Origin of the sequence: Pseudolabrys sp. FHR47 (genome assembly GCF_005153485.1) — a bacterium.
Taxonomy (GTDB): Bacteria; Pseudomonadota; Alphaproteobacteria; order Rhizobiales; family Xanthobacteraceae; genus Pseudolabrys.
The window spans coordinates 4,093,667-4,120,000 of sequence record NZ_CP039740.1; the positions used below are offsets into that span (position 1 = coordinate 4,093,667).

The window sequence follows — 26,334 nt, forward strand, 5'->3', positions numbered from 1 at the left end:
CAAACGTCAGATCGTTGCGGTCAGCGGTAGAGATACTTCGGCAGCCAGAGCGCGATATCCGGAAAAATGAAGAGCAGCACGATGAGGGCGAACGGCGCCACCAGGAACGGCAGGATGCCGCGATAGACGTCGACCAGCCGCACATCCGGCGCCTGCGCCTGGATGACGAAAAGGTTCATGCCGACCGGCGGATGGATCAGGCCAAGCTCGACAACGATCACGACGATGATCGAGAACCAGACCGGGTCGTAGCCATAACTCATGACAATCGGCAAAAACACCGGCACGGTGATGAGCACCATGCCGATACCTTCGAGAAAACAGCCCATCACGATATAGGCGACAATAATCAGGCCCATCACGACCAGAGGCGGCAACGACCAGCTCTTGGCGAAGTTGATGAAGACTTCGGGCAAGTGGGTTTGCACAATGAAGGTCGAGAAAAGGTTGGCGCCGATGACGATGACGAACAGCAAGCCGGAGGTCACAACCGACGTCTCGATCGAGCCGAGCAATTTCTTGCCGCCGATACGCCGGCCGAGCACGCCAATGGCGATTGCTCCAAACGCGCCAACCGCCGCCGCCTCGGTCGGACTGAATATACCGGCATAGATACCGCCGATCGATACGACAAAAAGTGCAATAAACTGCCACGGCCCCGATAAAGCAGTCAGCTTTTCGCGCAGCGGCACCGACTTTGGCGCGGGAGCGTAATCTGACTTTATCCGGACCATCACCATTGCGACCAGGGCGTAAAGCGCGGTCAGTACGAGCCCCGGGATCAACGCCGCGGCAAAAAGCTTGGGAACGGATTGCTCGGCAATCGATGCATAGATGACCAGAATGATCGAGGGCGGAATCAAAATGCCCAAACTACCGCCGGCGGCGATCGAACCGGTTGACAAGCGATCATCATAGCCGGCCGTGCGCATTTCGGGCAGTGCGATTCGCGAGATGGTCGCCGCGGTCGCGACCGACGAACCGCATACGGCGCCGAAACAAGCCGACGCCGCGATCGCGGCGATCGACAAGCCGCCGCGTACCCCGGATAGAATTCTTTGCGCCGCGATGAACAGTTCGGCCGACAAACGCGTGCCGGACGCCACCTCACCCATCAGGACAAAGAGCGGGATGACCGACAGTGTATAAGCTGACGCCGTATCGAAAGGCGTCGTTCCGGTAATGGCAAGGGCACTTTGCCAACCGGACACGAGGCCGCAGCCGACGAAGCCGACCAAAGCGAGGCTGGCCCAGACCGGAACGCGAACAAAGAGAAGGGTAAAGAGGATAACGATCCCCAACCCGCCAATGGCTTGACTGCTCATAGCTTGTGTCCGGTGTCCTGATCGCGCCAAGACCTGAGGAAGATCGCGCCCAACGCACAGACAATGGTGCCGAACAGGCCGGCAAACATGACGATCCATAATGCCCAGAGCGGCAATGCCAATTGCAGCTTGCGCTCGCCGGATTCGAACGCCTGCAGCGCCGGAACGATCGCGGCGTAGCTGAAAATGAAAAGCAGCGCGAGCGAGACAAGATCGCTTAATGTCACGAGCACACGTCTGACCTGAGGGCTGATTGCCGTGTCGATCAGGTCGATGACGATATTTGCCCTGGCTAGAAAGATCGGCGCCATGCTGTTGAAAACAAAGACCACCAGCATGGCCTCCGTGAAGTCGTAGGCGCCCCGAACGGGATTGTTGAAGACGTAGCGCATGAAGACATCGGCAACCGTCACCAACATCATGGCGATAATCGCGAAGCCCGCCAGCCAGAGCTGTATACGGCCGAGAACGGCCACGACATCGCGCTGAGGCTTGATCACGGTTGCGTCAGACATTCGGGCCTCCACGTGCCGCACACTGTGGGTGCGGCACGTTTGGTTTCTACAAAACTACTTCAGGTATTCTTGATAGAAGGCCCGCGCCGGCAGCCCCTTACGTTCGGCATCGGCCAAAGCAGCCTCGATCTGCGGCGCAACCAGCGTCTTGAACTTCTGCAGTTCGGGCGCGGGCAGCGTACTCACCTTGACGCCCTTGGCCATCATGCTGTTTTTGCCTTCAACTTCCGCTTGATCCCAAAGCGCGCCGAAAGCCTGCGCCGCGTCCGGGCCGGTCGACTTGTCGATCAGCGATTTCAATTCCGGCGGCAGCGAGTTGTATTTGGCCTGGTTCATGACCATCGCGAAAGTCGCGGAGCTGATGCCGGGCTCAAGCGAATACTTGACGACCGTACCAAGGCCAAAACTGTTAGCCCCCTCGAACGGGAACGTGGCGGCCTCGACGATGCCCTTGGAGAGCGCGTCCTGCGTTTCCGGCGGAGGCACCGGGACCGGAACGCCGCCGACAGCATCGATGACGTTCTTCAGCTGAATGCCAAGGAAACGAATCTTCATTCCCTTCAGATCGTCGACCTTGTTGACCGGAGGGATGGAATGGACCTTCAGCGGCGACGTCACAGCGACAAAAAGGATGTGCAGGCCCTGATGTTCTTTAGCGAGATACTTGCCGCTCAGTTCGGTGGCGCGACGCGACATCATTTCACTGGTCGCGCCTACCGTCGGCGCGGCAAAAGGCAGGCTCATCAGCTCGGTCAGCGGATAGCGGCCCGGGGTCCCACCATGCGTGGAGAATGCGATGTCGACCACGCCGTTACGCGCGGAGTCGAACTGCCGGTTGGCGCCGCCGCCGAGCTGACCCGCCGGATAGATTTGGAATTTCAGCTTCCCGCCGGACTCTTTTTCCAGCTTCTCGGCCCACGCCGTCGCGAATTTATGAAATGTGTGGTTCGGCGGAACGAAATGCGAAATCTTCAGTTCGACGGTCTGAGCGTTCGCGGCCCCGATCGAAGCGATGGCGAGCGCCACTGCGGCAATCGGTTTGATAATCGCGCGTATGTGGATCATCTACTCACTCCCTATGTTTCACGCCATTCCTTGAATGGAACAGTCTTGTGCGAACCTGCGCTCGGCGCCTCGACCGACAACCGAACGCCATCTCACAGCGTCAGATGCCGACCCTTTCCTACGCTTGAGGATACGGGCGCGACAGCTATGTATCATAATGTGGTTTTAGGGTATTGCATTATGAGTTGCTTTGCAAGTTGCGTTGCGACTCTGGTGTCCCATATGGTGAGCCACCAAGCGTCTGCGATTGAAATGAAACGGATTTGAAATGAAAAAAAAGACAGTTCTGAAAGACACCACCGATAAAAGCCCGGTCCAGGTTATCGCACGCGCGATCTCAATCCTACGATCGCTTGAGGATCAGCCGTCCGGTCTCAGCTTGGGCGAAATCGCGGCTCGCGTCCATCTTGCACGCTCGACGGTGCAGCGCATCGTGGCCGCCCTTGCGGCGGAGAAAGTGCTCATTGCTGCATCGCCGAACGGCCGTGTCCGCCTTGGGCCGACGATCCTTCGACTCGCGTCCTCGGTGCCTAACGATTTTGCGACGATGGCGCGGTCTTATGTGCAGGCTTTGTCGAAAAAGCTGGGCGAGACTGTCGATATTGCCACGATTAAAGGCGACCACCTTGTTTTTGTGGACCAGGTCGTCGGACCGCACCGTTTAAAGGCTGTTTCTGCTGTCGGCGAGGCATTTCCGCTGCACTGCACGGCCAATGGGAAGGCCTATCTGGCACAACTCGACGACAGCGAAGTCGAAAAACTCCTGGGCCGCACGTTCGAGAAGCGTACATCCAATTCGATCACCGACTTGCCGACCCTGCTGAAGGAATTGAAGACGATCCGCAAGTCGGGAGTCGCCTTCGACCGGGAGGAACATACAGTCGGGATATGCGCGGTCGGCGTCGCATTACGCGATCCGGTTGGCAATCCGATCGCCATCTCAGTGCCTGTCCCCGAGCCGCGATTTCGCGGGCGCGAGCATTTCCTTGCCGAACAGCTGCTGGACATGCTGCGCGCCGTGACGGCTGCGATCAACTGAACGAGCGCACTCCCCAAAATCGCCGCGCCATCCTCTGACCCGCCATACAGGTCACGCGAGACAAGGACCATTTGCATTCTGATCCGCTGATTGGTACATTGCACTCATAATACGGTACATGGAGGAGCGACCAATGGTTCAGAAGATCCGCGGCGTTGAATTCGAAGAGAACCTGAAGAACAGCATGGGGCTGGAGTTCTATAACCTGTCCCATCGTTTCGGTTATCAGTCGCCAAACTGGCCCTACTTCGAAGACGTCAAGATCGAGCGCATCCACTACATGGCGAAGTCGGGCGTGCTGTCGCAGCGCATCACCACCTCGATGCACAACACCACGCATATCGATGCGCCGGCCCACGTCGTCGAGGGCACGCCTTTCATCGACGAAGTACCGCTGCCGCACTTCTTTGGTTCGGGCATCGTCGTGTCGCTGCCGAAGAAGATGTGGGAACCGATCACCTATGACGACCTCGAAAAGGCCGCCGGCAAGATCGTGCGCCCGCATGACGTCGTCATCATCAACACCGGCTGGCACAAGAAGTATTCAGACTCGGAAGAGTACTTCTGCAAGTGCCCGGGCTTTGTGAAGTCGGCCGGCGAGTGGTTTGTCGAAAAGAAGGTGAAGGTGGTCGGCCACGACACCCAGGCCAACGACCATCCGCTCGCCACTGCCATCGGCCCGCAGCGCAATGGTCCCCTGCATCCGCACCTGCAGAAGGAGTACTTCGAATGGTCGGGCGGGCGTGATTGGAAGGACGACTTCCCGGAATGGGAGCCGGTGCACCGTATCCTGTTCACCAACGGCATTCTCGGCATCGAGAACGTCGGTGGCGACCTCGACGCAGTCACTGGCAAGCGCGTGACTTTCGCTTTCTTCCCGTGGAACTGGGATCGCGGCGACGGCTGCATCATCCGCTTGGTGGCGATCGTCGACCCGAAGGGCGAATACCGGATCGAGCCTGGTAACAAATTCTAAGCCGATTGGGGGGAACGACGATGCACGTCAAACGTTTCGCCGACGCCAAGCCTTACGACGCTCCTAACCACCGCCTCTATACCGGCTTGCGCCTGTTCGGCGCGGAAGCTGGCGGCGCCAAGAGTGTGATCGTCGGCGTGTCGCACTTTCTGCCCGGCGGCGGCGCCGGCCCGGACGCCTCGCCGCCGGAGAAGGTCTATTTCGTCCTCAGCGGGGAACTGACCGTCATCATCGACGGCAAGGAAACCGTGCTGAAGGCCAACGATAGCTGCGTCATCGAGCCGAACGAGATGCGCGAAATCGTCAACCGCAGCAACGAGGTGTGCACCATCCTCGTCGCCGTGGTGCCGGCGAAGTGAGATGAATGCTGCTGTCCCCTGCCCAGGCGGGGGACAGCATATCTTTCATGAAGACGACAAGCGCTGGATGCCAGCCTACGCGGGCATAACGGCGAAAAATTCTGGGAGTAAGCGTTATGCCCGAAGCCTTCCTGAAAAATCCGCTTGGTCTTTTCGATATCAAAGGTAAGACGGCCATCGTCACCGGCGCCTCGGGCGCCTTCGGCTCGCTGGCTGCGAAAATTCTGGCCGGTGCCGGCGCCAATGTCGTCCTTGCGGCAAGCAAGGAAGACGAGCTCAAGAAGGTGGCGGCCGAATGCGAAGAACTCGGCGGCGGCAAGGCCGCGGTGATCGCATTGCGCCCCTCTTCCGAGGCCAACTGCGACAAGATCGTCGCCGCGGCGCTGGAAAAATTCGGCAGCGTTGACATCCTCGTCGTCGCCTCCGGCCTCAACAAGGTGGCCAAAATCACCGAGCAGAAGGTCGAAGACTTCCTCGACGTTCAAGACGCCAATGTTACGCAATCCTGGTTGATGGCGCGCGCCGCCGGCAAGCAGATGCTCGCCCAAGGCCGCGGCGGCAAGGTGATCCTCACCTCCTCGGCGCGCGGCCTGCTCGGCCATCCGGCGGGCTATACCGCTTACTGCGCCTCCAAGGCCGCGGTCGACGGCATTACCAAGGCGCTGGGCTGCGAATGGGGCGAGACCGGCATCACCGTGAATGCCATCGGCCCGACTGTCTTCCGTTCGCCGCTCACCGCCTGGATGTACGAGGACACCGAGCGCGCGCAGACGGTGCGCAAGGGCTTCCTTGCGCGCGTGCCGAAGGGCCGCCTCGGCGAGCCGGAAGACCTCGCCGGTCCCCTGCTCTTCCTCGCCTCGAAAGCATCCGATTTCTACACCGGTCACATCCTCTACGCCGACGGCGGCTACACGGCGGGCTAAATCATGTCCAAGCCGCGTATCACCGTCATCGGTGCCGGTCTCATGGGTCACGGCATCGCGCAGGTCTTTGCGCTCGCCGGCCATGACGTCACGATCTACGACTCCTTCGCGAACACGCTCGCTACAGCAAAAGACCGCATTCTCGCCAACCTGAAATTTCTTGGCGACGACGAAGCGGCGGTGCACCGTGTGACGCTTGAACCTGATCTTGGCGCGGCCGTGCGCGACGCCGACTATGTCGTAGAGGCGGTGCTTGAAGATCTCGCGCTCAAGCAAAAGCTGTTCGCCGAGATCGAAGACCTGGCGCGGCCGGACGCCATCCTGGCCAGCAACACATCGGTCATTCCGATCACCAGCATCATGCAGAATCTCAAGCGCCGCGAGCGTGCGCTGGGGACGCATTGGTGGAACCCGCCTTATCTCGTGCCGCTGGTCGAAGTCATCGAGACCGAATGGACCAGTGCTGAAACACTCGCATTTGCGATGAAGCTGCACGCCGATGTCGGCAAGAAGCCGGCGCATGTCAAAAAGGACGTGCCCGGTTTTATCGGCAACCGACTGCAACATGCCTTGTGGCGCGAAGCCATTTCTCTGGTCGAGAACGGCATCTGCGATGCCGAGACGGTTGACGCTGTGGTCAAAGCCTCGTTCGGCCGCAGGCTGGCCGTGCTCGGGCCGTTGGAGAACGCCGACATGGTCGGCACTGACCTCACCTTGGCGATCCACAACAACGTACTGCCGGCGATCGAGCACCGGCCCGGCCCCTCGCCCTATTTGGAGCAACTCGTGCAGAGCGGCAAGCTCGGCTTCAAGAGCGGCGAGGGCTTCCGCACCTGGACACCCGCCCAGCAAACCGCGCTGCGCAACCGCGTGCTTCAGCATTTACGGACGGCGCGCGACGAAGAAACCTGACGGCGCGCGGCCGTATGGCGGCGTCAAACTCAATTCGATCAGCAGTGATAGGTACGAAATGACAGGTTCAGCCAAACCCAAGATCGCCGGCAAAGTCGTCATCACATGCGCGGTCACCGGGTCGATTCATACTCCGACCATGTCGGAATACCTGCCGGTCACGCCGGATGAAATCGCCACGCAATCGATCGCAGCCGCCGAAGCTGGCGCCGCCATCCTTCACCTTCACGCGCGTGACCCGCAGACCGGCCGTCCGACTCCGGATCCGGCCGTGTTCATGAAATTCCTGCCGCGGATCAAGCAAAACTGCGATGCCGTCGTCAACATCACGACCGGCGGCGGTCTCACCATGACGGTCGAAGAACGCCTTGCGGCGCCGCTCCAGGCATCGCCCGAGATGTGCTCGCTCAACATGGGTTCGATGAACTTCGCTCTTCATCCCCTCGCCGCGCGCTACAGCAACTGGAAGCACGGCTGGGAAAAGCCCTATCTCGAGAGCACCAAAGACGGCATCTTCCGCAACACTTTCGCGGACATCGAGAAGATCTACCGCTTGCTGGGCGAAGAGCACGGCACGAAGTTCGAGCACGAATGCTACGACGTCGGTCACCTCTATAATCTGGCGCACTGCCTTGATGCCGGCCTGTTCCGTCCGCCGGTCTTCCTCCAACTGATTTTCGGCATCCTCGGCGGCATCGGCGCCGATCCCGAAAATCTGATGTTCATGAAGCGCACCGCCGACAAATTGTTCGGCGACGATTATCGCTGGTCGGTGCTGGCGGCGGGCCGTCATCAGATGAATTTCTGCACCCACGCCGCCATGCTCGGTGGCAATGTGCGCGTCGGCCTCGAGGACAGTCTCTATGGTGGCGTCGGCCGGCTGGCGACCAGCAACGCCGAACAGGTCGCCAAGATTCGACGCGTGATCGAAGAGCTTGGCTACGCCGTCGCGACACCGGCGGAAGCGCGGGAATTGCTCGGCCTGAAAGGCGGCGATCGCGTGAAGTTCTGACAAAACGCCGGCCGCAAGACACGAACCAAGGTCAAGATACATAGTGGGAGAGAGCTGCATGAAAAAGATCGCCCTTGAAGAACACTTCATGGCGCCGGCGCTGGAGGAATACTGGTGGCCGGCCCATAAGGACATTCCGACCCCGATCCGCGAGAACCTGCATCGCCGCTTGAACGACTTCGGTGAGTTACGGTTGTCGGCGATGGACAAGGCAGGAATCGAGATCGCCGTCCTGTCGACTGTGGCGCCGGGCATTCAGTCCGAGAAGGACACTGCCACGGCCGTCCGGCTGGCGCGGGTCTGCAACGACTATCTCGCAGAAAAGATCGCGCCCCGGCCGGACCGCTATCGCGGCTTCGCCCATGTGGCCTTGCAGGATCCCAAGGCGGCCGCGGACGAACTGGAACGTTGCGTGCGGCAGCTCGGCTTCTGTGGCGCGCTGATCAATGGCCATTCGAACGGCCACTATCTCGACGAGCCCGAGATGAACCCGTTCTGGGAACGCGTCGAGGAACTGCAAACCGTGGTCTATCTGCATCCGGCGGACCCGGCCCAGCCCAATCCGACGATCGGCTCTTATCGCGAGTTGGCGCGGGCGACCTGGGGATGGGGCGTTGAGACCGGCACACATGCCCTGCGCCTGGTGTTCGGCGGCGTCTTCGATCGCTTTCCCAAGGCCAAGCTGGCGTTGGGCCACCTCGGCGAAACGCTGCCGTTCCTGCTCTGGCGCCTCGACAGTCGCGCCAAGCTCTACGGCGTCACGCTCAAGCGGGAGCCATCGCAATACCTGCGCGAAAACCTGGTCGTCACCATGTCCGGCATGTATTCGCGCGAACCTCTGATCTGCTCGATCGATGCGCTCGGCATCGAGAACGTCATGTTCTCGGCCGACTATCCTTTCGAGTCGATCGAGCTTGCGTCCGCCTTCATGGACAACGTGGACTTGCCCATGGAACAGAAGCAGGCGATCGCCTACGACAACGCAGCACGTCTCCTGAAGCTACGGTAAAGCAAACCACAACGGGGCGGCACGTCCGATCGGCTCTTTTCAGAGCGCGGCGTGCCGCCGCAGTCGCCCGACGAGCCAGGCGCCGTAGACGCCGATCAGCGCCAATGCGAGGCCGTACCAGGTGATGGCGTACTGCCAGTGATTGTTCGGCAGCTTGACATCGATGCGGCCGGGCTTTGGCAGTCCGCCGGCGGGCACCGGCAGTTCCTGGTCGATGTAGAACGGCGCATCGACGGTCCAGCCGCGAGCGGCCGCCATCGCTTGCGGATCGCGGGTGAAAAAGACGTCGGCTTTCATGTCATCGGCCGGAGCGAACATGCCGCGGCTCTCCGGCCAGCGCATGTATCCGACGATTTCCACTGCCCCGGATGACGTTCCTTGCCGGCGCGTCGCGGCGTCCTTGCGCTCTGTTGGTACGAAGCCACGATTGACCAGGACCACCACGCCATCGGCAAGTTGCGCCGGCGCGAACACCCAGAAACCCTGGCTCGTGACATCAGGCCGGAGCGAAGAGCCTGCTGTGTAAACGAAGGCCTCGCCGGGCAGCAACGTGGCGATGAATTTCACCCGGGCATACTCGCTGTCGGCTTCGCGGAGCGAGGGCCAGGCTGTACGCGACGGCAAAGGCTGCGGCGCCTGGTCGATACGCGCGTCCAAGGTCGCGATGAGATTCTCTTTCCATGTCATGCGCTGCAGTTGCCAGGTACCCAGCGACAGCAGGACGGCCAGGCCGATGGCCGCCGCGACGCTCGCCGTGACAATGCTGCGCATTCTACCGATCACTGGTCGCCCGTTGCCGCATCGCCTTTAGGCGTGAGCTGGCCGGGCGCCGCCTTGTGGTGGAACTGCAGCGCGATGAGGACACCCTTGATCATGCGCAGCGGCAGCAGCGTCAGCAGCAGGATCAGCGGCAGCCACAAGGCGGCATGCACCCAATAAGGCGGCTGATAGACGACTTCCGTGATCAGCGCCGCCATGACGACAAGGGCGCCGCCGATGAGGATGACGAATACGGCCGGGCCGTCGCCGGCATCGGCGAAGCCGTAGTCGAGCCCGCATTTATCGCAAGCCGGACGCAGCGTTAGAAAACCGTCGAACATCTTGCCCTCGCCGCAGCGCGGACAATGTCCCAGCAGGCCCCGGCCGATTGGTGTCGTCACGGAATGATCGCTCATTTCAGTACCTCCAAAGCAAAAGGGCGGCGTCGCCGCCGCCCTTCGCTGAACTCGATCGCGCGCGGCGTCAGTGGCCCGCAGCGGCGTTGCCGCCGTGGCCCCAGACATAGATCGCGGCGAACAGGAACAGCCAGACCACGTCGACGAAGTGCCAGTACCAGGCAGCGAACTCGAAGCCGAGATGCTGCTTCGGCGTGAAGTGGCCCGCCAGCGCCCGGAACAGGCAGACGATCAGGAAGATCGTGCCGATAATGACATGCGCGCCATGGAAGCCGGTCGCCATGAAGAAGGCGGCGCCGTACATGTTGCCGCTAAAGGCGAAAGCGGCGTGCGAATACTCATAGGCCTGCACGCAGGTAAAGATCAGGCCGAGGCCGATGGTGAGGATCAGGCCCCACTTCAGGCCCTGACGATCGTTTTCCAGAAGCGCGTGATGCGCCCAGGTCACCGTGGTGCCCGAGGTCAGCAGGATCAGCGTATTCAGCAGCGGCAGGTGCCACGGATCGAAAGTCTCGATGCCCTTCGGCGGCCAGACGCCGCCAGTGAAGGCCATGCGGGCGACGTCCTGTGCATCGCCGGGGAACAGCGCGGTGTTGAAGTAAGCCCAGAACCAGGCAACGAAGAACATTACCTCGGAGGCGATGAACAGGATCATGCCGTAGCGGTGCGAGATCTGCACCACGCGGGTATGGTCGCCCCTGTGCTGCGCTTCGTTGATCACGTCACGCCACCAGGCGATGAATACGTAGAGGACGCCGAGCATGCCGGCACCGAACACCAGCGGCGCCGCCGCGTAGAGGTGGTGCATCCAGCTGATGGCGCCGAAGGCCATGACGAAGGCCGCCAGCGAGCCGACGGCCGGCCACGGCGACGGATCGACCAGATGGTAGTCGTGTTGCTTGGTATGTGCCTCGGCCATTGTCGTCTCCGTTCAAATCGCGTCGGTTTGCAACGGGCGCTCAAGCGCCCCCCAGATGTGTGCCTTCAAAGTCGTTTCTTTTCCTTCGTCTCGGTGTTGGCGACCGGCTTCGGCGGCGCTTCCAGCGGGAAGAAGGTATAGGACAATGTGATGGTGTTCAGGGATTCCTGATCGCTGTCCTTTGCGATCGCGGGATCGACATAGAACACCACCGCCATCTCACGTGTTTCGCCGGGCTTCATGGTCTGCTCGGTGAAACAGAAGCAATTGATCTTGTGGAAGTAGAGGCCAACCTGCGGCGGCGTGACGTTGTAGCCCGCCTGCGCGGTGATCTCGCGCGCCGCCATGTTGATGACTTTGTAGTAGACCGTCTTCACCTCGCCGATGCGGGCGGTGATCGTGTTCTGCTCCGGCACGAAACGCCAAGGCAGACCCGGCGCCACATTTGAATCGAAACGGATGGTCAACTCGCGGTCGAGCACTTCGCCGGGCGCGACCACGGACACTTGTGTCGTCCCGCCGAAGCCGGTGGTACGGCAGAACCAGTCATAGAGCGGCACGGCGGCAAAGGCCATCCCGACCATGCCGGCCGCGACAGCGCCGCAGATCGCGGCGACGAGCGTGTCGCGTCTGACCTTGCGCGCAGGAACCGGATGAGCGTTGGGCGAGGACTGCGTCATAGCGGGCGCACCAAAACGGCCGGACCCTTCACCAGGGTCATGACGTAGAACAGCACGACAAGCACGAGCAGTGCCACTGCGATCGCGATCGAACGCGAGCGCCGGGCGCGCTGTTGCGCCTCGGTGAGCACGATGCCCTCGGTTTTCTGCTTGTCATCCATGGTCATCTCCGCCGTCACGCGGCCACCCTGGCGATCAGCCCGCCCCAGCCGCGATCGACCAGCAGCACCGCGTAAAGCAGGAACAGATAGAGGATCGAGAAGGCGAAAAGATGCCGGCAGGCCCGGTCCGCAGGCGAGACCTCGCGATAGACCTGCAACGCGAGCACGATCATGCCCGCGCCGGCGACAACCGAAACCGCACCGTAGAGAGCGCTGGCATAGCCGAGCAGCCACGGCGCACTGCCGAGCGGCGTAAGGATCAGCGTGTAGAGCAGAATCTGCAGCCGCGTATGGGCATCGCCGGCGACATTGGGCAGCATCGGCACGCCGGCGCGGCCATAGTCGCTCTTCTTGTAAATCGCCAGCGCCCAGAAGTGCGGCGGCGTCCAGAAGAAGATGATGGCGAACAGAATGATCGGCTCGAGCGACAGCGAACCGGTCACGGCAGCCCAGCCAATCATCGGTGGAAAGGCGCCAGCGGCGCCGCCGATGACGATATTCTGCGGCGTCGAGCGCTTCAGCCATATCGTATAGATGACGGCATAGAAGAAGATGGTGAAGGCGAGCAGCGCGGCGGCGGCCCAGTTCACCAGGAGGCCAAGCGTTACCACCGAGAAACCGGACAAAGTAAGCCCGAAGGCCAGCGCCTCGCCCGGCTTCACCTTGCCGGCCGGCACGGGACGACGCGCCGTCCGCGTCATTACCTTATCGATGTCGGCGTCGTACCACATATTCAGCGCGCCCGAGGCGCCCGCACCCACCGCGATGCAGAGCAGCGCGGTGAAGGCGGTGATCGGGTGCAGGCTGCCCGGAGCCACGGCGAGGCCGACCAGCGCCGTGAACACCACGAGCGACATTACCCGCGGCTTCAGCAGCGCGATGTAATCGCCAACCTCGGCGATGCTCGGCTCGTGCAAAGCCGCATCAAAGCGGCCCGACTCGACGACCTGAGCGCCGCCGGGACGGCCGACATTCGCGCCTTCGCTGATGAGCGACATTGCCCGGCTACGCCCTTCTCAAACGCGCATCACTTGATGCGCGGCAGAACCTCGAACTGATGGAACGGCGGTGGCGAGGACAGGGTCCACTCCAGCGTCGTAGCGCCTTCGCCCCACGGATTGGCGGCGGCGACGCGCTTCTTCATGAAGGCCTCGGCAACGCCGACGAAGAAGATCACCAGACCAACGGCGGCGATGTAGGAGCCGTAGGACGAGATCTCATTCCAGCCGTGGAAAGCATCCGGATAGTCCACGGTCCGGCGCGGCATGCCGGAGAGGCCGAGGAAGTGCTGCGGGAAGAAGATGATGTTGACGCCGACGAAGGTGACCCAGAAGTGCGCCTTGGCGATCGTCTCGTTGTACATGTAGCCCGAAATCTTCGGGAACCAGTAGTACCAGCCGGCGAAGATCGCGAACACCGCGCCGAGCGACAGCACGTAGTGGAAGTGCGCGATGACGTAGTAGGTGTCGTGCAGCACGCGGTCGACGCCCGCATTCGACAGCACGACGCCGGTCACGCCGCCGACGGTGAACAGGAAGATGAAGCCGATCGCCCAGATCATCGGCGTGCGGAACTCGATCGAGCCGCCCCACATCGTGGCGATCCAGGAGAAGATCTTCACGCCGGTCGGCACCGCGATCACCATGGTGGCGGCGATGAAGTAGGCCTGCGCACCGGTCGAGAGGCCGACCGTGTACATGTGATGCGCCCAGACGATGAAGCCGATGCCGCCGATGGCGACCATCGCGTAGGCCATGCCGAGATAACCGAACACGGGCTTGCGCGAGAAGGTCGACACGATCTGCGAGATCATGCCGAAGCCGGGCAGGATGAGGATGTACACTTCGGGGTGACCGAAGAACCAGAACAGGTGCTGGAACAGCAGCGGATCGCCGCCGCCTTCCGGCGAGAAGAAGGTGGTGCCGAAGTTGCGGTCGGTCAGCAGCATGGTGATGCCGCCCGCGAGCACCGGCAGCGACAGCAGCAGCAGGAACACGGTGACCAGCACCGACCACACGAACAGCGGCATCTTGTGCAGGGTCATGCCCGGCGCGCGCATGTTGAAGATGGTGGTGATGAAGTTGATGGCGCCGAGGATCGACGAAGCGCCCGCCAGATGCAGCGACAGGATGGCGAAATCCATCGCCGGACCCGGATGGCCCGTGGTCGACAGCGGTGCATAAATGGTCCAGCCGGAGCCGGCGCCGAGCGAACCGGCCTCACCCTCGACGAACAGCGAGCAGATCAGCAGGGCGAAAGCCGCCGGCAGCAGCCAGAACGAGATGTTGTTGAGCCGCGGGAACGCCATATCCGGCGCGCCGATCATCAGCGGCACGAACCAGTTGCCGAAACCGCCGATCATGGCCGGCATGACCATGAAGAAGATCATGATCAGGCCGTGGGCGGTGCCGAACACGTTGTACTCGTGCGGGGTCGAGAAGATCTGCAGGCCCGGATTCTGCAACTCCATGCGGATCGCAATCGACAGCACGAAACCGATGATGCCGGCGAACATCGCGAACACGAGGTACATCGTGCCGATGTCCTTGTGGTTCGTCGAATAGACGAAGCGACGCCACCCGGTGGGGTGCCCGTGATCGTGCCCGTGAGTGTCGTGCGCGCCGTGTGCTGCTGCGTTCTCGGCCATTGTCAGTTTTCCTCGACCCTGAGATTTCTCGTGTCGCCCACGAATTATATTCGAATTCCGCGATGTGTCACTTGACGGTGGACAGGTCGGCCGCCGCGACCGCGTTCTTCGGGGCGTCGTCGACGGTTGCGAACTTCTTCTTCGCCGCCTCGAGCCAGGCGGCATAGTCCTTCTCGTTCAGGACCTGAACCGCGATCGGCATGAAGGCATGGTCGCGGCCGCAGAGCTGCGAGCACTGGCCGTAATACATGCCCTCACGCTCGGCCTTGAACCAGGTCTCGTTCACACGGCCCGGAATCGAGTCGATCTTCACGCCAAAGGACGGTACCGCCCATGAGTGGATGACGTCGGCACCGGTGGTGATGACGCGGACGACCTTGTTCACCGGAACGACGAGGTTGTTGTCGACGGCCAGAAGGCGCGGCTCGCCGGGCTGCAAGTCCTTCGGCTGCTTCATCAGCGAGTCGAATTCGATCTTGGCGTCCGGATAGCTGTAGCTCCAGAACCACTGCTTGCCGGTCGCTTTCACGGTCAGATCGGCCGGCGGGACCTTGAGCTGGTAGAACAGCAGACGGAACGAAGGAACGGCGATCGCCACCAGGATGAGGACCGGAACGACGGTCCAGACCACCTCGATCATGGTGTTGTGGGTGGTGCGCGAGGGGACGGGGTTGCTCTTGGCATTGAACTTCACGATCACCGTGACGAGCAGCACCAGCACGAACAACGAGATGACCGCGATGATCCAGAGGAGGAAATCGTGAAACCACACGACGTCGTGCATGACCGGCGACGCGGCGGCCTGGAGGCCCACCTGCCAATTGTGCGGTTGTCCGGTCGCGGCGATCGCTGAACCGGCAGAGAAAACGGCCAAGCCTGAGGCCACGGAAGCGATCAACCGCTTGAGCACGAGCATTTTCTTATGCGCTCCTCGACGATAAACGGCCTTGGACAAGGCCCCTTTTTGCCCCCGCGCGCCGCTTGCCCGGGCGGGCAAACCAGTGCGGCCACTGACGGCATTTGCCACGGACGTGGCGGAGCTTGCGGTGCAGCGGCCCTAGGGGAAACCTCGCTTCTCAAACCACAAATCCCAGGCTGCCGCAATGTACCTCATTAGAACAATTCTGCGACAAAGCGGTAATCCTCAACGGAGCTCAATTTGCCGCATTTCCGCCAATCCGGAAGCGTTCACGGTATGCGATACCGCAACCCCGGACATTCCGGGACCGACCTGCCGGCATGTTCCGGCCCGACCGTCTAGAATGACCAGCGCGGGTGATTCGGCCGTGGGCGCCGCCTCCCCTGCCTCCCGCGGACTCCCGCTAAAGGATTGAAGGATGAGCGATTTCTGGCAGCGCCGATGGACGGCCGCTAACCTCGTGAGACTGGCACTGGGATGCGGCGCGGCCATCGTCGTGTTCTTGACGGGATGGTCGGGTGCCGCGCTCGCACAAGGCGCCGTGAAATCCGTTCACCGGGACTGGCAGATTCGCTGCGACACGCCGCCGGGTGCCAAGGCCGAGCAATGTGCCCTGATCCAGAGCGTCACGGCGGAGGACCGCGCCAATGTCGGCCTCACCGTTATCGTGCTCAAAACTGCCGACCAGAAGAGCAAGTTGATGCGGGTGGTTGCGCCTTTAGGCGTACTGCTGCCGAAGGGGCTGGGTCTCAAGATCGACAATGCCGACATCGGCAGCGCCGGTTTCGTGCGCTGCCTGCCGAACGGCTGTATCGCCGAGGTTGTCATGGACGACGAATTGCTCAAGAAATTGCGTGGCGGCAAGACGGCGCTGTTCATCATCTACCAGACCCCCGAAGAGGGCATCGGATTCCCGATGTCGCTGGCCGGCTTCGGCGAAGGCTACGATAAGCTGCCGTAGCGCCCCCTCGAACGGGGCAGTGGCCTCGCCTTCTCGTTTCAATCGGCGATAATGTCCGCGCGCGCCCCGCGTGGCATTCCGGATTTCGGCCCATGGCAAAAGACCTCCTCATCCTCACCACCGGCGGGACCTTCGACAAGCGCTATCCCGAGGGGCAGTGGGTGACGGAATTCACCTTCCCGCCCGGCCAGCAATCCGCCGTCACCGAAATCCTCAAGCGCGCGCGGATGGACCCGGATGCCTTCGCCTGCGAATGGCTGTTCGCCGAGGATTCGACCAAAATCACCGACGCCCAGCGTGATATCATCGCCGACCGCTGCGCCAGCGCGACGCAGCGGCGGATTGTCGTCACCCACGGCACCGACACCATGACCCGGCGCATCGACCCGGCGACCGGGAAAGTCGCGAACACGCCGAACACCGCGACGACCATCGCCGCCCGCGCCCTCGACAAAACCATCGTGCTCACCGGCGCGGCGCAGCCGGCGGTGCTGCGCGACAGCGACACCGACTTCAATCTGGGGCTGGCCATCGGCGCGGCGCTCACCGCGCCGCCGGGCGTCTATGTGGCGATGAACGGGCTGGTCGCGCCGTGGGACACTATCGTCAAGACGGTCGACGGCAGCTTCCGCAAGATCGAAGCGTGACGCGGCCCACCATGGCTTATTTCAGCATCGACGAACTCGAGGCCGCCAGCCGCCTCGTCTACCGGCAGATGAGGCCGACACCCCAATATGCCTGGCCGTTGCTCGCCGAGCGCACCGGCGCCACGGTATGGGTCAAGCACGAGAACCACACGCCCACCGGCGCCTTCAAGGTGCGCGGCGGCATCACCTTCATCGACTGGCTGAAGCGCACGCATCCGAAGACACCGGGCATCGTCACGGCGACGCGCGGCAATCACGGGCAAAGCCAGGCCCGCGCTGCGACCGCCGCCGGGCTGAAGGCGAAGATCCTGGTGCCGTTCGGCAACTCGGTGGAGAAGAACGCCGCGATGCGCGCCTTCGGCGCGGAGCTGATCGAATTCGGCAGCGACTTCGACGAGGCCAAGGTCGAGGCGATGCGGCTGGCGGAGGTCGAGGGGCTTTATCCGGTGCCGCCGTTTCATCGCGAACTGGCGCGCGGTGTCGCGACTTATGCATTGGAGTTCTTCAGCGAAGCGCGCGACCTCGACACCGTCTATGTGCCGATCGGCTGCGGCTCCGGAATCTGCGGTGTCATCGCCGTGCGTGACGCCCTCGGCCTGAAGACCGAAGTGGTCGGCGTCGTCTCGACCGAGGCGCAATGCGCCAAGCTGTCTTTCGAGGCCGGCAAGCTCATTGAGACCAATTCGGCCAACACGATCGCCGACGGCATGGCGGTGCGCGTGCCGGTGCAGGAAGCTTTCGACATCTATTCCAAAGGCGCGAGCCGCATTGTCGCCGTGTCCGACGACGATGTCGCCGAAGCGATGCGCATTCTCTATCGCGATACGCATAACCTCGCCGAAGGCGCCGGCGCGGCCGCGCTCGCGGCCCTGCTCAGCGAAAAAGACAAAATGCGCGGCAAACGAGTCGGCATCGTTCTGTCCGGCGGCAATGTCGACCTGCCGCTCTATTCACGAATTCTGACCGGCAACGCTAACAAGCCAGCATAACGACGTTGGGGATTCGACCATGAGTGCCTGGGATCACCCGCTCATCCGAAAGGGCATGCCGCCGCAGCTTGCCAAACGTCGTGCGCGGATCGCCGCCGGCGAAAAGCCGCTCGGCTGGAAGGTCGGGCTCGGCGCGCCGGCGATGATGGAAAAGCTCGGGCTGCAAGCGCCGATCGTCGGCTATCTGATGCGGAACGCGCTCATCGCCCCCGGCGGCACGCTGTCAATCAAGGGTTATGTGCGGCCGGTGGCCGAAGCAGAGATCGCCGTTCGCATGGCAGCGACGCCGAAACCCGGCGCCTCCGCCGACGAAGTGCGCGCTGCGATCAAGGAGATCATGCCGGCCATCGAGATCGCGGACATGGATGTCCTGCCGACGCCGGATAATCTCGACGTCATTCTCGAAGGCGACGTGTTCCAGCGTCACGTCGTCGTCGGCGACACGGCGCGGGCCGGCGGCTCGATCGAGGGCCTCACCTCGAAGGTGACGCGACGCGGCGCGCTCATCAATACGACGACCGATCCCGAAGTACTGACCGGCAAGGTGGTCGACATCGTCGCGCATGTCGCGGCGACGCTCGCGGCCTTTGGCGAAACGCTCCTGCCGGGCGACGTCATCATCACTGGCTCGATCACGCCGCCGCAGATGCTCGAGAACGACGATATGGACTTCGGCCACACGCTCGATCCGATCGGCGCGGTGAGCATCGCGTTCCGCCACGATTGATTTCCGTCAAAGCCACTCCGGCGGAGGCGACTATCGTCGTCGTAACCGGAGGATTGGTCGATGAAACAGTGGTCTTCCCACACCGACGAGATCAAGGCGCTGATGCGCGCCTTGCGCGGCGATACGCCGAACGTGATGAAGGCGTTCTCGGGTCTCGCGCAGGCCGCTCTGGCGCCGCAGGCGCTCGACGCCAAGGCCAAGGAACTGATCGCGCTCGGCATCTCGGTGGCGATCCGCTGCGACGACTGCATCGGCTTCCACGTCAAGGCGGCGCTCGACCACGGCGCCACCCGCGAGGAAGTCGTCGAAACGCTCGGCATGGCGATCTACATGGGCGCCGGGCCGTCGGTGATGTACGCCACCCACGCGCTCGAGGCTTACGAGCAGTTCAAGCCGGAAGCCGGCAGCACCGCCGCCTGACGACATCGCCGGCGATGGTTAGAAAAACGGCCCGGCAGCGGAATGCGCTGCCGGGCCGCGTCTCATTCACGCATCAGCTGCGCGCGCGCATCCTGATCTGGAAGCTGTCGAAGCCGAGTTCCGCGACCTGCAGCCAGGCGTAGGAGGCCGACCGGAACGGCACCAGGCTCTCATACATCTTCTTGAAGTGCGGATTGGTCTTCGACAGTTCGTCGTAGATCCCGTTGGCTGCCTTGTAGCAGTCCTCGAGAACCGGCTGCGGGAATGCGCGGAGCTGCGCGCCCGCCGCGATGAGCCGCAACAGCGCCGGCGGATTGACGGCATCGTACTTCGACAAAGTCCAGTTCCATGCATCGAAGGACGCGGTTTGGATTGCTGCCTGATACGACTTCGGCAGTTCGTTCCACTTCGCCAGGTTCATGATGTTGTGGGCCTGGCCGCAGCCTTCCCACCAGCCCGGATAGTAGTAGTACTTCGCGACCTTCACGAAGCCGAGCTTCTCGTCGTCATAGGGTCCAACCCATTCGGCGGCATCGATCGTGCCCTTCTCCAGCGCGGGATAGATGTCGCCGGCTGCGATCTGCTGCGGCACGGTGCCGAGCTTGGACAAAATCATGCCGGCGAAACCACCGACCCGGAATTTCAACCCTTTGAGATCGTCTGTCGTGTTGATCTCCTTGCGGAACCAACCGCCCATTTGTGCGCCGGTATTGGCAGCCGTGAAACCGATGCAGTTGAATTCCTTCAACAGGTCGTTGAGCAATTCTTCGCCGCCGCCGTGACGCACCCACGAGATCATCATGCGCGGATTGAGACCGAAGGGCAGCGCCGTGCCGAAAGTGAAGGCCGGATTCTTGCCGAAATAGTAATACATCGCCGTGTTGCCCATCTCGACCGTGCCGTTTTGTACGGCGTCGAGCACTTGCAGGCCCGGCACGATTTCGCCGGCGGCGAATGGCTGAATCTGGAATTTCTGGTCGGTGATTTCCGCAACACGCTTGGTGAAGTACTCACAGCCACCGTAGAGCGTATCGAGCGACTTCGGCCAGCTGGCCGTAAGCCGCCATTTGACGGTCGGTGACGATTGAGCAATCGCAGGCGCGGCAACGGCAGAGCCGGCAAGTCCGACACCGGCGGCTTTCAGGAATTGACGACGTTTCATGGCATTTCCCCTCTGTTGAACCGGTCCGCCGACCCGAGGGATTTCAGCCGTGATTGGCCGTTGTTGTTATCCGACTGCTACTTCCGAGTGCGCATTCCCATTCCGCATTTCATATTCTTGTATTGGGTCTCGTATTGGGCATTCCGACTTCCACAGTCCCCTCACGAGCCGGCGCGGCACCGGCGATCTTAGGACTTTCCCGGAAAAGCGAAAGCCGAAGAATTGTTTGCAGTGCGGCAGGCAATTGCCGAGACGGCTGGCCAAACGCCCAGGCTCGCGCCATAAGCGCGCCGGCTCATTGACTGGCGAAAGACAAATGCTCCCCTGGAAAGTACTCGATACCGCACCCGTTCCCGGCGGCCGGAAAGAACTGCGCCTTAAACAGCGCGGCAAGGAATTCGTCATCATGCTCGACAAGCAGGAGCTGATGAGCAGCTACCTGAGCGTCACGGAGAAGGCGCTCGCGACCTTCGGCTGCGACGGCATCAAGACGCGCGAGAAACCGCGCGTGCTGATTGGCGGCCTCGGTATGGGTTATACGCTGCAGGCGACATTGAAGGTGCTCGGCGACAAGGCCGAGATCCTCGTCGCCGAATTGGTACCGGCGGTTGTCAAATGGGCGCGCGGGCCGCTGGCGCACCTTATCAACGGCAGCCTCGACGATCCGCGCGTCGCCGTTCACGAGATCGATGTCGGCGAACTGATCCGCGGCAAAAAGTCGGCCTATGACGCCATCCTGCTCGATGTCGATAACGGCCCCGACGGGCTGACCCGCAGCGCCAATGACGCGCTCTACGACACGGCCGGCCTCGCCGCCGCGCATCAGGCCTTGCGCAAGGGCGGCGTGCTGGCGGTGTGGTCGTCCACGCCCGACGCGAAATTCACGGCGCGGCTGAAAAAGGCCGGCTTCGCGGTCAAGGAATTCCCCTTGCGCGCCAACGGCCCGCATGGTGGCGCCAAGCACTTCATCTGGACGGCAACGCGAACGGCGTAACGTTACTCAGGCCGCCAGCCAGCGCGCCACGTCTTCCTGTTTGGGCAAGCCGCCGGCATGCACGACCTTGCCGTCGATGACGATGCCCGGCGTCGAGGCGATGCCGTAGCCGGCAATCGCCGCATAGTCGGTGACCTTTTCGATCGTCACCGGCACGCCGAGTTGATCGGCTTGCGATTGCACCATCTCGGCGGTGGCGACGCAGCGCTTGCAGCCGGGGCCGAGAACCTTGACTTCTTTCATGCGAAGCCTCCGTTACTGAAATAGCGCGTTGAACAGGAAGCCGACCATCAGAATGCCGGTGCCAACGACGCCGATGAACACGGCGATCAATTTGACCGACAGCACCTTGCGCAAAATGATCATCTCCGGCAGCGACAGCGCGATCACCGACATCATGAAGGCGAGCACGGTGCCGAGCGCCGCGCCCTTGGCGAGCAGCGCCTGCACGACTGGAATGATGCCGGCGGCGTTCGAATACATCGGAATGCCGATCACCACAGCAGCCGGCACCGACCACCAGGCATCACGCCCCATGATCTCGGCGAGCAGGCTCGACGGCACATAGCCATGAATGAAGGCGCCGACGGCAATACCGGCGATGATCCAGATCCAGACCTTGCCGACGATATCGTTGACGGCTTCGAGACCGGCCTTGATGCGATCGACCACCGTGATCTGTTCGGGAGGCAGGTCGGCGGCGCTGGCGCGCAGATTGCGCACCCATTCCTCGAGCCAACCTTCAAGATGAAAGCGGCCGATCACCCAGCCGGCGATGATGGCGACGCCGAGGCCGAAGGCGAGATAGGTGAGCGCGACTTTCCAACCGACCAGCGCGAACAACAGGCCAAGCGCGACCTCGTTGACCATCGGCGCGGCGATCAGAAACGAGAAGGTGACGCCGAGCGGAATGCCGGCGCTGACAAAGCCGATGAACAACGGCACCGCCGAGCACGAACAGAACGGCGTAAGGATGCCGAGTCCGGCCGACAGCACATTGCCGACGCCTTCATGTTTGCCGGCCAGCATCGCCCGTGTCTTTTCCGGCGAAAAGAAGCTGCGGACCAGACCCATGGCGAACACCACCAGCGTCAGCAGCATCAACACCTTCGGCGTGTCGTAAACAAAGAAGCTGATGGCATCGCCAAGATGGCTGGCGCGATCGATCGGCAGTTGCGCGACGACCCAGTCCGAGAACGGGACCAGTTGGCTATAAACCAGGCCCCAAAGGATGAGCGCGGCCACGGTCGCCGCCAGCCATTTCGCGGTCGAGGGTTCGCTGGCGCGAGGCGCAACCGGCGGCGGGCTTCCCTTGCAGCAGGAGACGGTGGTGGTGCTCATGCCACTTGCCTTTCCTGCTCGACCGGCAAGGCCAGCGCCGCGTCGACGAGAGCGATGACGTCCCGCGGCAGATCGGACGCGCGGCGATAGCGCACCCACTGCGCATCGCGGCGATCGGTGACGAGACCCGCCGCCTTGATCGTCGCCATGTGGCGCGACATGCGCGACTGGCTGGCGCCGAGCGCCTTCATGAGTTCGCAGACGCAGTGCTCGTTACCGTCCCAAATCAGCCTGAGGGCTTCGAGCCGGACCGGCTCGGCCAGCGCTGACAGAATCGTGGTCGCGTTCATGGCCCTAGTCCATATTTGCTTATGCGCATAAGCGCATATCATGACTCCGAAGTCAATTCGCAAGGTCCTGGCGGCCGAGTTTTCCGCTCCTCCCAGCCCTTCCCTCGCCAAATCGCCACAGAGGCCCTATCTGACGAGGGACCGCCGCCTCACCGGAGCAATAACACCATGGACCCAGCCGCTTCCTCCCTGATCGACCGCGCCGGGCTCGACAAGGCCAAGGTGCGCGAACTCATCGACCGAGGCCTGGAAGGCGCCGATGACGGCGAACTGTTCCTCGAATACAAGCAGACCGAAGCGCTGGCCTTCGACAACGGTCGCCTCAAGCAGGCGACCTACGACACCACGCAAGGCTTCGGCCTGCGCGCGGTGAAGGACGAAGCCGTCGGCTACGCCCATGCGTCCGATCTCTCCGAAGGTGCGCTCAGCCGCGCCGCCGATGCCGTGCGCGCCGTGAAGGGCGGTTACTCGGGCAAATATGCCGAGCCGCCGGGCCGCACCAACCGCAAGCTCTACGACGATGTGAACCCGCTCGGTACGCCGGCCTTCGACCAGAAGGTGAAGCTGCTCGAGACCATCGACGCCTATGCTCGCGCCAAGGACCCGCGCGTGCGTCAGGTCACCGCGTCGATCGCCGCCACCTGGCAGGTCGTCGAAATCCTGCGCGCCGATGGCGAGACCTATCGCGATATCCGCCCGCTGGTGCGTCTCAACGTCTCGGTGGTGGCCGGCGACGGCGACCGTCAGGAAACCGGCAGTTATGGCGTCGGCGGCCGCGAGGGCTATGAACGTTTCATCGAACCGTCGATGTGGCAGACCGCCGTCGACGAAGCCGTGCGTCAAGCCATGGTCAACCTCACCGCGGTCGCGGCGCCCGCCGGCGAGATGGATGTCGTGCTTGCCTCCGGCTGGCCGGGCGTGATGCTGCATGAAGCGGTCGGTCACGGCCTCGAGGGCGACTTCAATCGCAAGAAAACCTCCGCTTTCGCGGGCCTGATGGGCCAGCAGGTTGCCGCCAAGGGCGTCACCGTCATCGACGACGGCACGGTGCAACAGCGCCGCGGCTCCCTCACCATCGACGACGAAGGCACGCCGACCAACCGCACCGTGCTGATCGAGGACGGCATTCTGGTCGGTTACATGCAGGACCGCCAGAACGCGCGGCTGATGGGCATGAAGCCGACCGGCAACGGCCGGCGTGAGTCGCACGCGCATATGCCGATGCCGCGCATGACCAACACCGCGATGCTCGCGGGCTCACATGAGCCGGCCGAGATCATCGCCTCGGTGAAGAACGGGCTCTATGCCGTGAATTTCGGCGGCGGCCAGGTCGACATCACCTCGGGCAAATACGTGTTCCAGTGCACCGAGGCGTATCGAATCGAAAATGGCAAGATCACCGCGCCGGTCAAGGGCGCCATGCTGATCGGCAATGGCCCGACCGACCTGCACCGCATTACGATGATCGGCAATGACTTCGCGCTCGATCCGGGCATCGGCACCTGCGGCAAGAACGGCCAGGGCGTGCCGGTCGGCGTCGGCCAGCCCTCGCTGCGCATGGACAAGATCACGGTCGGCGGCACGGCGTAACGCGAGGCTAACGATGGCGAGCGAGACTCCGATCGCGACCGAAACGCCGTCGCGCACGCGGCGCTTCTTCAAGGGCGTCATCGACATCGTCTCGATCGTGCTCGCCGTGACGGTCGCCAAGACCGCGCTTGCCGAACCGTTCTACGTGCCGTCGGGCTCGATGGAACCCACCTTGATGATCGGCGACGAACTCCTTGCGACCAAATTCGCCTATGGCTACTCGACTGCCTCACTGCCTTCTTTCGTCGTGCTGCCTGAGAGTGAACGGCTGTTCGGCGCACTGCCCAAACGCGGCGACGTCGTTGTCTTCCGCTGGCCGGGCGACCGCTCGCAGGTCTGGGTCAAGCGCGTCATCGCTTTGCCCGGCGACCATGTGCGGCTCGAGCGCGGCATCGTTTTCATCAATGGACAAGCGGCGACACTGGTGCCTGACGGCACCGGCCAGGCCGAGAACGAAGACGGCTCGCAGGCGCCGGCCGCTCGCTATATCGAGACGCTGCCCGACGGCCGCAGACACACCGTGTTCAAACTGACCTCGTTCAATCGGTTCGACAATATGCCGGAGACCGTCGTGCCGTCCGGCCATGTCTTCGTCATGGGCGACAACCGCGACAACTCCGCCGACTCGCGCGTGCCCCTGCGCGCCGGTGGTGTCGGTATGTTGCCGACCGCCAATCTCATCGGCCGCGTCGATGCCATCGTCGGCTCATGGGACCTCGGCATGAAGAACCAGCCGGTCTGGACCTGGCCGAAGGGGCTGAGGCTGTCGCGGTTTTTTAGCGGCGTCGAGTGATATCTATCCCCGTCCTCGGTGTCATCACCGGGCTTGACCCGGCCAGGACGAGGAGTGGGCTGAGAGGCCTCTTCACCGCACCACCCCCGAAATACAACACGGCTTCGGCCGCGGCCGGGTGATGCGCTCCTTCAGGAAACAGCGCGCCGATGCGCCGATATAGCCCGGCCGCACATAGGTCCAGGCCCGGCAGCGATTGTCCGCCGAGCAGGCCTCGCCACAAGCCGCGCCGGTGGCATCCGGCGGCAATTCGAAATTCCGATAGTCGCCGCCGAGGCGGTCGATGGAAAACTCGGTCGTGCCGAGACGCGGTTCGATGACGCCGGCGCCCTTCACCCCGGAGACGCAGCAGGCATCGTCGTTGCGCGGCGGCACCTTGTTCTTGAGCCAGCAGGTCGCCGCCGCGTCGGCCGTGCGCGGATAGGAAAAGCTCCACGCCAGACAACGGCCGTCGCGTTCGCAACGCGCCGCGCAGACTTGCGGATCACCGCTCTTGACCTCGAATTTAAAATAATCGCCGCCGCGCCGGTCGAAGCCGGACTGGGCGGACGCCGATCCGCCCATCGCCAGGGCAATGACTAACAGCGCCAGAAAAAGAGCCGCCAAGCCCGCTTTCCCGGTGGGTTCGAAGCTCAGTCGCATGCCAACCTGCCACTCCCGCCCCGCGCGTGAATATCGGCGGGCGCCGCCACACGTTGCCGACACCTGCACGATTTCTTGTGCAGGTGCAGCATGACAGATGCCACGGAACAAGACAAAATCCCGTCAAGACAAATGGGGGGAG

At 62.6% G+C, this 26,334-nt stretch carries 31 protein-coding genes; 15 read left to right on the plus strand and 16 right to left on the minus strand.

Translation table 11 applies throughout. The annotated features are described in order from the left end of the window. Positions 1-20: 20 nt before the first annotated feature. From E8Q40_RS19915 to E8Q40_RS19925, 3 genes are read right to left on the minus strand one after another with little or no spacing between them, the layout of a single operon-like run. Positions 21-1,325 (minus strand): TRAP transporter large permease, encoded by a 1,305-nt coding sequence (locus E8Q40_RS19915; RefSeq protein ID WP_137046167.1) that lies wholly within the window; start codon positions 1,323-1,325, stop codon positions 21-23. Next, entirely contained in the window at positions 1,322-1,840 is a 519-nt protein-coding gene (locus tag E8Q40_RS19920; RefSeq protein ID WP_137046168.1) for a TRAP transporter small permease, read from the minus strand. Before E8Q40_RS19920 ends, E8Q40_RS19915 begins: the two co-directional genes overlap by 4 nt. Positions 1,841-1,894: 54 nt before the next feature. Beyond that, positions 1,895-2,905 carry a TRAP transporter substrate-binding protein gene (locus E8Q40_RS19925; protein ID WP_137046169.1) on the minus strand — a complete coding sequence of 337 codons (1,011 nt, stop codon included), beginning with the start codon at positions 2,903-2,905 and terminating at the stop codon, positions 1,895-1,897. Positions 2,906-3,173: 268 nt separating this feature from the next. On the opposite strand from E8Q40_RS19925, the gene E8Q40_RS19930 reads away from it, so the two are divergent. The 7 genes from E8Q40_RS19930 (at position 3,174) to E8Q40_RS19960 (ending at position 9,135) form a co-directional block, all read left to right on the plus strand. Then, complete coding sequence (locus tag E8Q40_RS19930; RefSeq protein ID WP_137046170.1) at positions 3,174-3,944, plus strand: IclR family transcriptional regulator; 771 nt, start codon at positions 3,174-3,176, stop codon at positions 3,942-3,944. A 133-nt stretch (positions 3,945-4,077) separates the two neighbouring features. Further along, the gene (locus tag E8Q40_RS19935; protein WP_137046171.1) at positions 4,078-4,920 is read left to right on the plus strand and encodes a cyclase family protein; all 843 of its coding nucleotides are present in this window, start codon (positions 4,078-4,080) and stop codon (positions 4,918-4,920) included. A 20-nt stretch (positions 4,921-4,940) separates the two neighbouring features. Beyond that, the gene (locus tag E8Q40_RS19940; protein ID WP_137046172.1) at positions 4,941-5,279 is read left to right on the plus strand and encodes a cupin domain-containing protein; all 339 of its coding nucleotides are present in this window, start codon (positions 4,941-4,943) and stop codon (positions 5,277-5,279) included. A 116-nt stretch (positions 5,280-5,395) separates the two neighbouring features. Further along, positions 5,396-6,202 (plus strand): SDR family NAD(P)-dependent oxidoreductase, encoded by an 807-nt coding sequence (locus E8Q40_RS19945; RefSeq protein WP_137046173.1) that lies wholly within the window; start codon positions 5,396-5,398, stop codon positions 6,200-6,202. Between the two features lie 3 nt (positions 6,203-6,205). After that, a complete protein-coding gene (locus E8Q40_RS19950; protein WP_137046174.1) occupies positions 6,206-7,114 on the plus strand; it encodes a 3-hydroxyacyl-CoA dehydrogenase family protein in 909 nt (302 codons plus the stop codon). A 58-nt stretch (positions 7,115-7,172) separates the two neighbouring features. Continuing rightward, positions 7,173-8,126 (plus strand): 3-keto-5-aminohexanoate cleavage protein, encoded by a 954-nt coding sequence (locus tag E8Q40_RS19955; RefSeq protein ID WP_137046175.1) that lies wholly within the window; start codon positions 7,173-7,175, stop codon positions 8,124-8,126. Between the two features lie 58 nt (positions 8,127-8,184). Further along, a complete protein-coding gene (locus E8Q40_RS19960; RefSeq protein ID WP_137046176.1) occupies positions 8,185-9,135 on the plus strand; it encodes an amidohydrolase family protein in 951 nt (316 codons plus the stop codon). 39 nt (positions 9,136-9,174) lie between these two features. Here E8Q40_RS19960 and E8Q40_RS19965 read toward each other — a convergent pair whose 3' ends face one another. From E8Q40_RS19965 to coxB, 8 genes are all read right to left on the minus strand, one after another. Continuing rightward, positions 9,175-9,906: an SURF1 family protein gene (locus E8Q40_RS19965; protein WP_137046177.1), complete on the minus strand. Its 732-nt coding sequence runs from the start codon at positions 9,904-9,906 to the stop codon at positions 9,175-9,177. An 8-nt stretch (positions 9,907-9,914) separates the two neighbouring features. After that, positions 9,915-10,310, minus strand: coding sequence for a DUF983 domain-containing protein (locus E8Q40_RS19970; protein WP_137046178.1), 396 nt, complete (start codon positions 10,308-10,310; stop codon positions 9,915-9,917). A gap of 67 nt (positions 10,311-10,377) precedes the next feature. Further along, on the minus strand, positions 10,378-11,229 hold the full coding sequence (locus tag E8Q40_RS19975) for a cytochrome c oxidase subunit 3 (protein WP_137046179.1): 852 nt from the start codon (positions 11,227-11,229) through the stop codon (positions 10,378-10,380). 65 nt (positions 11,230-11,294) lie between these two features. Next, a complete protein-coding gene (locus E8Q40_RS19980; RefSeq protein WP_137046180.1) occupies positions 11,295-11,909 on the minus strand; it encodes a cytochrome c oxidase assembly protein in 615 nt (204 codons plus the stop codon). Next, on the minus strand, positions 11,906-12,070 hold the full coding sequence (locus tag E8Q40_RS19985) for a CoxF protein (protein ID WP_137046181.1): 165 nt from the start codon (positions 12,068-12,070) through the stop codon (positions 11,906-11,908). The genes E8Q40_RS19980 and E8Q40_RS19985 overlap by 4 nt, the downstream gene beginning before the upstream one ends. 14 nt (positions 12,071-12,084) lie before the next feature. Continuing rightward, positions 12,085-13,068, minus strand: coding sequence for a heme o synthase (locus tag E8Q40_RS19990; RefSeq protein ID WP_137046182.1), 984 nt, complete (start codon positions 13,066-13,068; stop codon positions 12,085-12,087). Between the two features lie 29 nt (positions 13,069-13,097). Next, the gene (ctaD, locus tag E8Q40_RS19995) at positions 13,098-14,717 is read right to left on the minus strand and encodes a cytochrome c oxidase subunit I (RefSeq protein WP_137046183.1); all 1,620 of its coding nucleotides are present in this window, start codon (positions 14,715-14,717) and stop codon (positions 13,098-13,100) included. A 67-nt stretch (positions 14,718-14,784) separates the two neighbouring features. After that, a complete protein-coding gene (gene coxB / locus E8Q40_RS20000) occupies positions 14,785-15,633 on the minus strand; it encodes a cytochrome c oxidase subunit II (RefSeq protein WP_137046184.1) in 849 nt (282 codons plus the stop codon). A 421-nt stretch (positions 15,634-16,054) separates the two neighbouring features. Between coxB and E8Q40_RS20005 the strand changes: the two genes are divergently transcribed. The 5 genes from E8Q40_RS20005 to E8Q40_RS20025 all read left to right on the plus strand — a co-directional run bounded on the left by E8Q40_RS20005 (position 16,055) and on the right by E8Q40_RS20025 (position 19,380). Next, positions 16,055-16,597, plus strand: coding sequence for an invasion associated locus B family protein (locus E8Q40_RS20005; RefSeq protein WP_137046185.1), 543 nt, complete (start codon positions 16,055-16,057; stop codon positions 16,595-16,597). Positions 16,598-16,689: 92 nt separating this feature from the next. Then, positions 16,690-17,244, plus strand: coding sequence for an asparaginase domain-containing protein (locus tag E8Q40_RS20010; RefSeq protein ID WP_137046186.1), 555 nt, complete (start codon positions 16,690-16,692; stop codon positions 17,242-17,244). Between the two features lie 11 nt (positions 17,245-17,255). Continuing rightward, positions 17,256-18,233, plus strand: a complete 978-nt coding sequence (locus tag E8Q40_RS20015) for a threonine dehydratase (RefSeq protein ID WP_137046847.1) — start codon at positions 17,256-17,258, stop codon at positions 18,231-18,233. A gap of 19 nt (positions 18,234-18,252) precedes the next feature. Next, on the plus strand, positions 18,253-18,960 hold the full coding sequence (locus E8Q40_RS20020) for a 2-keto-4-pentenoate hydratase (RefSeq protein ID WP_137046187.1): 708 nt from the start codon (positions 18,253-18,255) through the stop codon (positions 18,958-18,960). Between the two features lie 60 nt (positions 18,961-19,020). Beyond that, on the plus strand, positions 19,021-19,380 hold the full coding sequence (locus tag E8Q40_RS20025; RefSeq protein ID WP_137046188.1) for a carboxymuconolactone decarboxylase family protein: 360 nt from the start codon (positions 19,021-19,023) through the stop codon (positions 19,378-19,380). A gap of 73 nt (positions 19,381-19,453) precedes the next feature. Here E8Q40_RS20025 and E8Q40_RS20030 read toward each other — a convergent pair whose 3' ends face one another. Next, positions 19,454-20,542, minus strand: coding sequence for a TRAP transporter substrate-binding protein (locus E8Q40_RS20030; RefSeq protein WP_137046189.1), 1,089 nt, complete (start codon positions 20,540-20,542; stop codon positions 19,454-19,456). A 316-nt stretch (positions 20,543-20,858) separates the two neighbouring features. Here E8Q40_RS20030 and E8Q40_RS20035 point away from each other — a divergent pair, with 316 nt between their 5' ends. Continuing rightward, on the plus strand, positions 20,859-21,536 hold the full coding sequence (locus tag E8Q40_RS20035; RefSeq protein WP_137046190.1) for a spermidine synthase: 678 nt from the start codon (positions 20,859-20,861) through the stop codon (positions 21,534-21,536). Positions 21,537-21,542: 6 nt separating this feature from the next. On the opposite strand, the gene E8Q40_RS20040 is transcribed toward E8Q40_RS20035, so the two are convergent. From E8Q40_RS20040 to E8Q40_RS20050, 3 genes are read right to left on the minus strand one after another with little or no spacing between them, the layout of a single operon-like run. Further along, positions 21,543-21,779 (minus strand): thioredoxin family protein, encoded by a 237-nt coding sequence (locus E8Q40_RS20040; RefSeq protein ID WP_137046191.1) that lies wholly within the window; start codon positions 21,777-21,779, stop codon positions 21,543-21,545. A 12-nt stretch (positions 21,780-21,791) separates the two neighbouring features. Beyond that, positions 21,792-22,877, minus strand: a complete 1,086-nt coding sequence (locus tag E8Q40_RS20045) for a permease (protein ID WP_137046192.1) — start codon at positions 22,875-22,877, stop codon at positions 21,792-21,794. Further along, entirely contained in the window at positions 22,874-23,167 is a 294-nt protein-coding gene (locus E8Q40_RS20050) for a helix-turn-helix transcriptional regulator (RefSeq protein WP_137046193.1), read from the minus strand. The genes E8Q40_RS20045 and E8Q40_RS20050 overlap by 4 nt, the downstream gene beginning before the upstream one ends. Positions 23,168-23,335: 168 nt before the next feature. On the opposite strand from E8Q40_RS20050, the gene tldD reads away from it, so the two are divergent. Together tldD and lepB are read left to right on the plus strand one after the other, a co-directional pair. Next, positions 23,336-24,757 carry a metalloprotease TldD gene (gene tldD, locus E8Q40_RS20055; RefSeq protein ID WP_137046194.1) on the plus strand — a complete coding sequence of 474 codons (1,422 nt, stop codon included), beginning with the start codon at positions 23,336-23,338 and terminating at the stop codon, positions 24,755-24,757. A 13-nt stretch (positions 24,758-24,770) separates the two neighbouring features. Then, on the plus strand, positions 24,771-25,550 hold the full coding sequence (gene lepB, locus E8Q40_RS20060) for a signal peptidase I (RefSeq protein WP_137046195.1): 780 nt from the start codon (positions 24,771-24,773) through the stop codon (positions 25,548-25,550). A gap of 72 nt (positions 25,551-25,622) precedes the next feature. Here lepB and E8Q40_RS20065 read toward each other — a convergent pair whose 3' ends face one another. Beyond that, the gene (locus tag E8Q40_RS20065; RefSeq protein WP_137046196.1) at positions 25,623-26,192 is read right to left on the minus strand and encodes a PAN domain-containing protein; all 570 of its coding nucleotides are present in this window, start codon (positions 26,190-26,192) and stop codon (positions 25,623-25,625) included. Between the last annotated feature and the right edge of the window lie 142 nt (positions 26,193-26,334).

Coding starts and splice junctions, on each gene's coding strand:
- coxB (WP_137046184.1), bottom strand. CDS start 15,633: ATGCTCGTGCTCAAGCGGTTGATCGCTTCCGTGGCCTCAGGCTTGGCC.
- E8Q40_RS20010 (WP_137046186.1), top strand. CDS start 16,690: ATGGCAAAAGACCTCCTCATCCTCACCACCGGCGGGACCTTCGACAAG.
- E8Q40_RS19985 (WP_137046181.1), bottom strand. CDS start 12,070: ATGGATGACAAGCAGAAAACCGAGGGCATCGTGCTCACCGAGGCGCAA.
- E8Q40_RS20050 (WP_137046193.1), bottom strand. CDS start 23,167: ATGAACGCGACCACGATTCTGTCAGCGCTGGCCGAGCCGGTCCGGCTC.
- E8Q40_RS20030 (WP_137046189.1), bottom strand. CDS start 20,542: ATGAAACGTCGTCAATTCCTGAAAGCCGCCGGTGTCGGACTTGCCGGC.
- E8Q40_RS19955 (WP_137046175.1), top strand. CDS start 7,173: ATGACAGGTTCAGCCAAACCCAAGATCGCCGGCAAAGTCGTCATCACA.
- E8Q40_RS20005 (WP_137046185.1), top strand. CDS start 16,055: ATGAGCGATTTCTGGCAGCGCCGATGGACGGCCGCTAACCTCGTGAGA.
- E8Q40_RS19930 (WP_137046170.1), top strand. CDS start 3,174: ATGAAAAAAAAGACAGTTCTGAAAGACACCACCGATAAAAGCCCGGTC.
- lepB (WP_137046195.1), top strand. CDS start 24,771: ATGGCGAGCGAGACTCCGATCGCGACCGAAACGCCGTCGCGCACGCGG.
- E8Q40_RS20015 (WP_137046847.1), top strand. CDS start 17,256: ATGGCTTATTTCAGCATCGACGAACTCGAGGCCGCCAGCCGCCTCGTC.
- E8Q40_RS19965 (WP_137046177.1), bottom strand. CDS start 9,906: ATGCGCAGCATTGTCACGGCGAGCGTCGCGGCGGCCATCGGCCTGGCC.
- E8Q40_RS19925 (WP_137046169.1), bottom strand. CDS start 2,905: ATGATCCACATACGCGCGATTATCAAACCGATTGCCGCAGTGGCGCTC.
- E8Q40_RS20035 (WP_137046190.1), top strand. CDS start 20,859: ATGCTCCCCTGGAAAGTACTCGATACCGCACCCGTTCCCGGCGGCCGG.
- E8Q40_RS19970 (WP_137046178.1), bottom strand. CDS start 10,310: ATGAGCGATCATTCCGTGACGACACCAATCGGCCGGGGCCTGCTGGGA.
- E8Q40_RS20020 (WP_137046187.1), top strand. CDS start 18,253: ATGAGTGCCTGGGATCACCCGCTCATCCGAAAGGGCATGCCGCCGCAG.
- E8Q40_RS19945 (WP_137046173.1), top strand. CDS start 5,396: ATGCCCGAAGCCTTCCTGAAAAATCCGCTTGGTCTTTTCGATATCAAA.
- E8Q40_RS19980 (WP_137046180.1), bottom strand. CDS start 11,909: ATGACGCAGTCCTCGCCCAACGCTCATCCGGTTCCTGCGCGCAAGGTC.
- E8Q40_RS19915 (WP_137046167.1), bottom strand. CDS start 1,325: ATGAGCAGTCAAGCCATTGGCGGGTTGGGGATCGTTATCCTCTTTACC.
- E8Q40_RS20040 (WP_137046191.1), bottom strand. CDS start 21,779: ATGAAAGAAGTCAAGGTTCTCGGCCCCGGCTGCAAGCGCTGCGTCGCC.
- E8Q40_RS19950 (WP_137046174.1), top strand. CDS start 6,206: ATGTCCAAGCCGCGTATCACCGTCATCGGTGCCGGTCTCATGGGTCAC.
- E8Q40_RS19920 (WP_137046168.1), bottom strand. CDS start 1,840: ATGTCTGACGCAACCGTGATCAAGCCTCAGCGCGATGTCGTGGCCGTT.
- ctaD (WP_137046183.1), bottom strand. CDS start 14,717: ATGGCCGAGAACGCAGCAGCACACGGCGCGCACGACACTCACGGGCAC.
- E8Q40_RS20045 (WP_137046192.1), bottom strand. CDS start 22,877: ATGAGCACCACCACCGTCTCCTGCTGCAAGGGAAGCCCGCCGCCGGTT.
- E8Q40_RS20025 (WP_137046188.1), top strand. CDS start 19,021: ATGAAACAGTGGTCTTCCCACACCGACGAGATCAAGGCGCTGATGCGC.
- E8Q40_RS19940 (WP_137046172.1), top strand. CDS start 4,941: ATGCACGTCAAACGTTTCGCCGACGCCAAGCCTTACGACGCTCCTAAC.
- tldD (WP_137046194.1), top strand. CDS start 23,336: ATGGACCCAGCCGCTTCCTCCCTGATCGACCGCGCCGGGCTCGACAAG.
- E8Q40_RS19935 (WP_137046171.1), top strand. CDS start 4,078: ATGGTTCAGAAGATCCGCGGCGTTGAATTCGAAGAGAACCTGAAGAAC.
- E8Q40_RS20065 (WP_137046196.1), bottom strand. CDS start 26,192: ATGCGACTGAGCTTCGAACCCACCGGGAAAGCGGGCTTGGCGGCTCTT.
- E8Q40_RS19990 (WP_137046182.1), bottom strand. CDS start 13,068: ATGTCGCTCATCAGCGAAGGCGCGAATGTCGGCCGTCCCGGCGGCGCT.
- E8Q40_RS19960 (WP_137046176.1), top strand. CDS start 8,185: ATGAAAAAGATCGCCCTTGAAGAACACTTCATGGCGCCGGCGCTGGAG.
- E8Q40_RS19975 (WP_137046179.1), bottom strand. CDS start 11,229: ATGGCCGAGGCACATACCAAGCAACACGACTACCATCTGGTCGATCCG.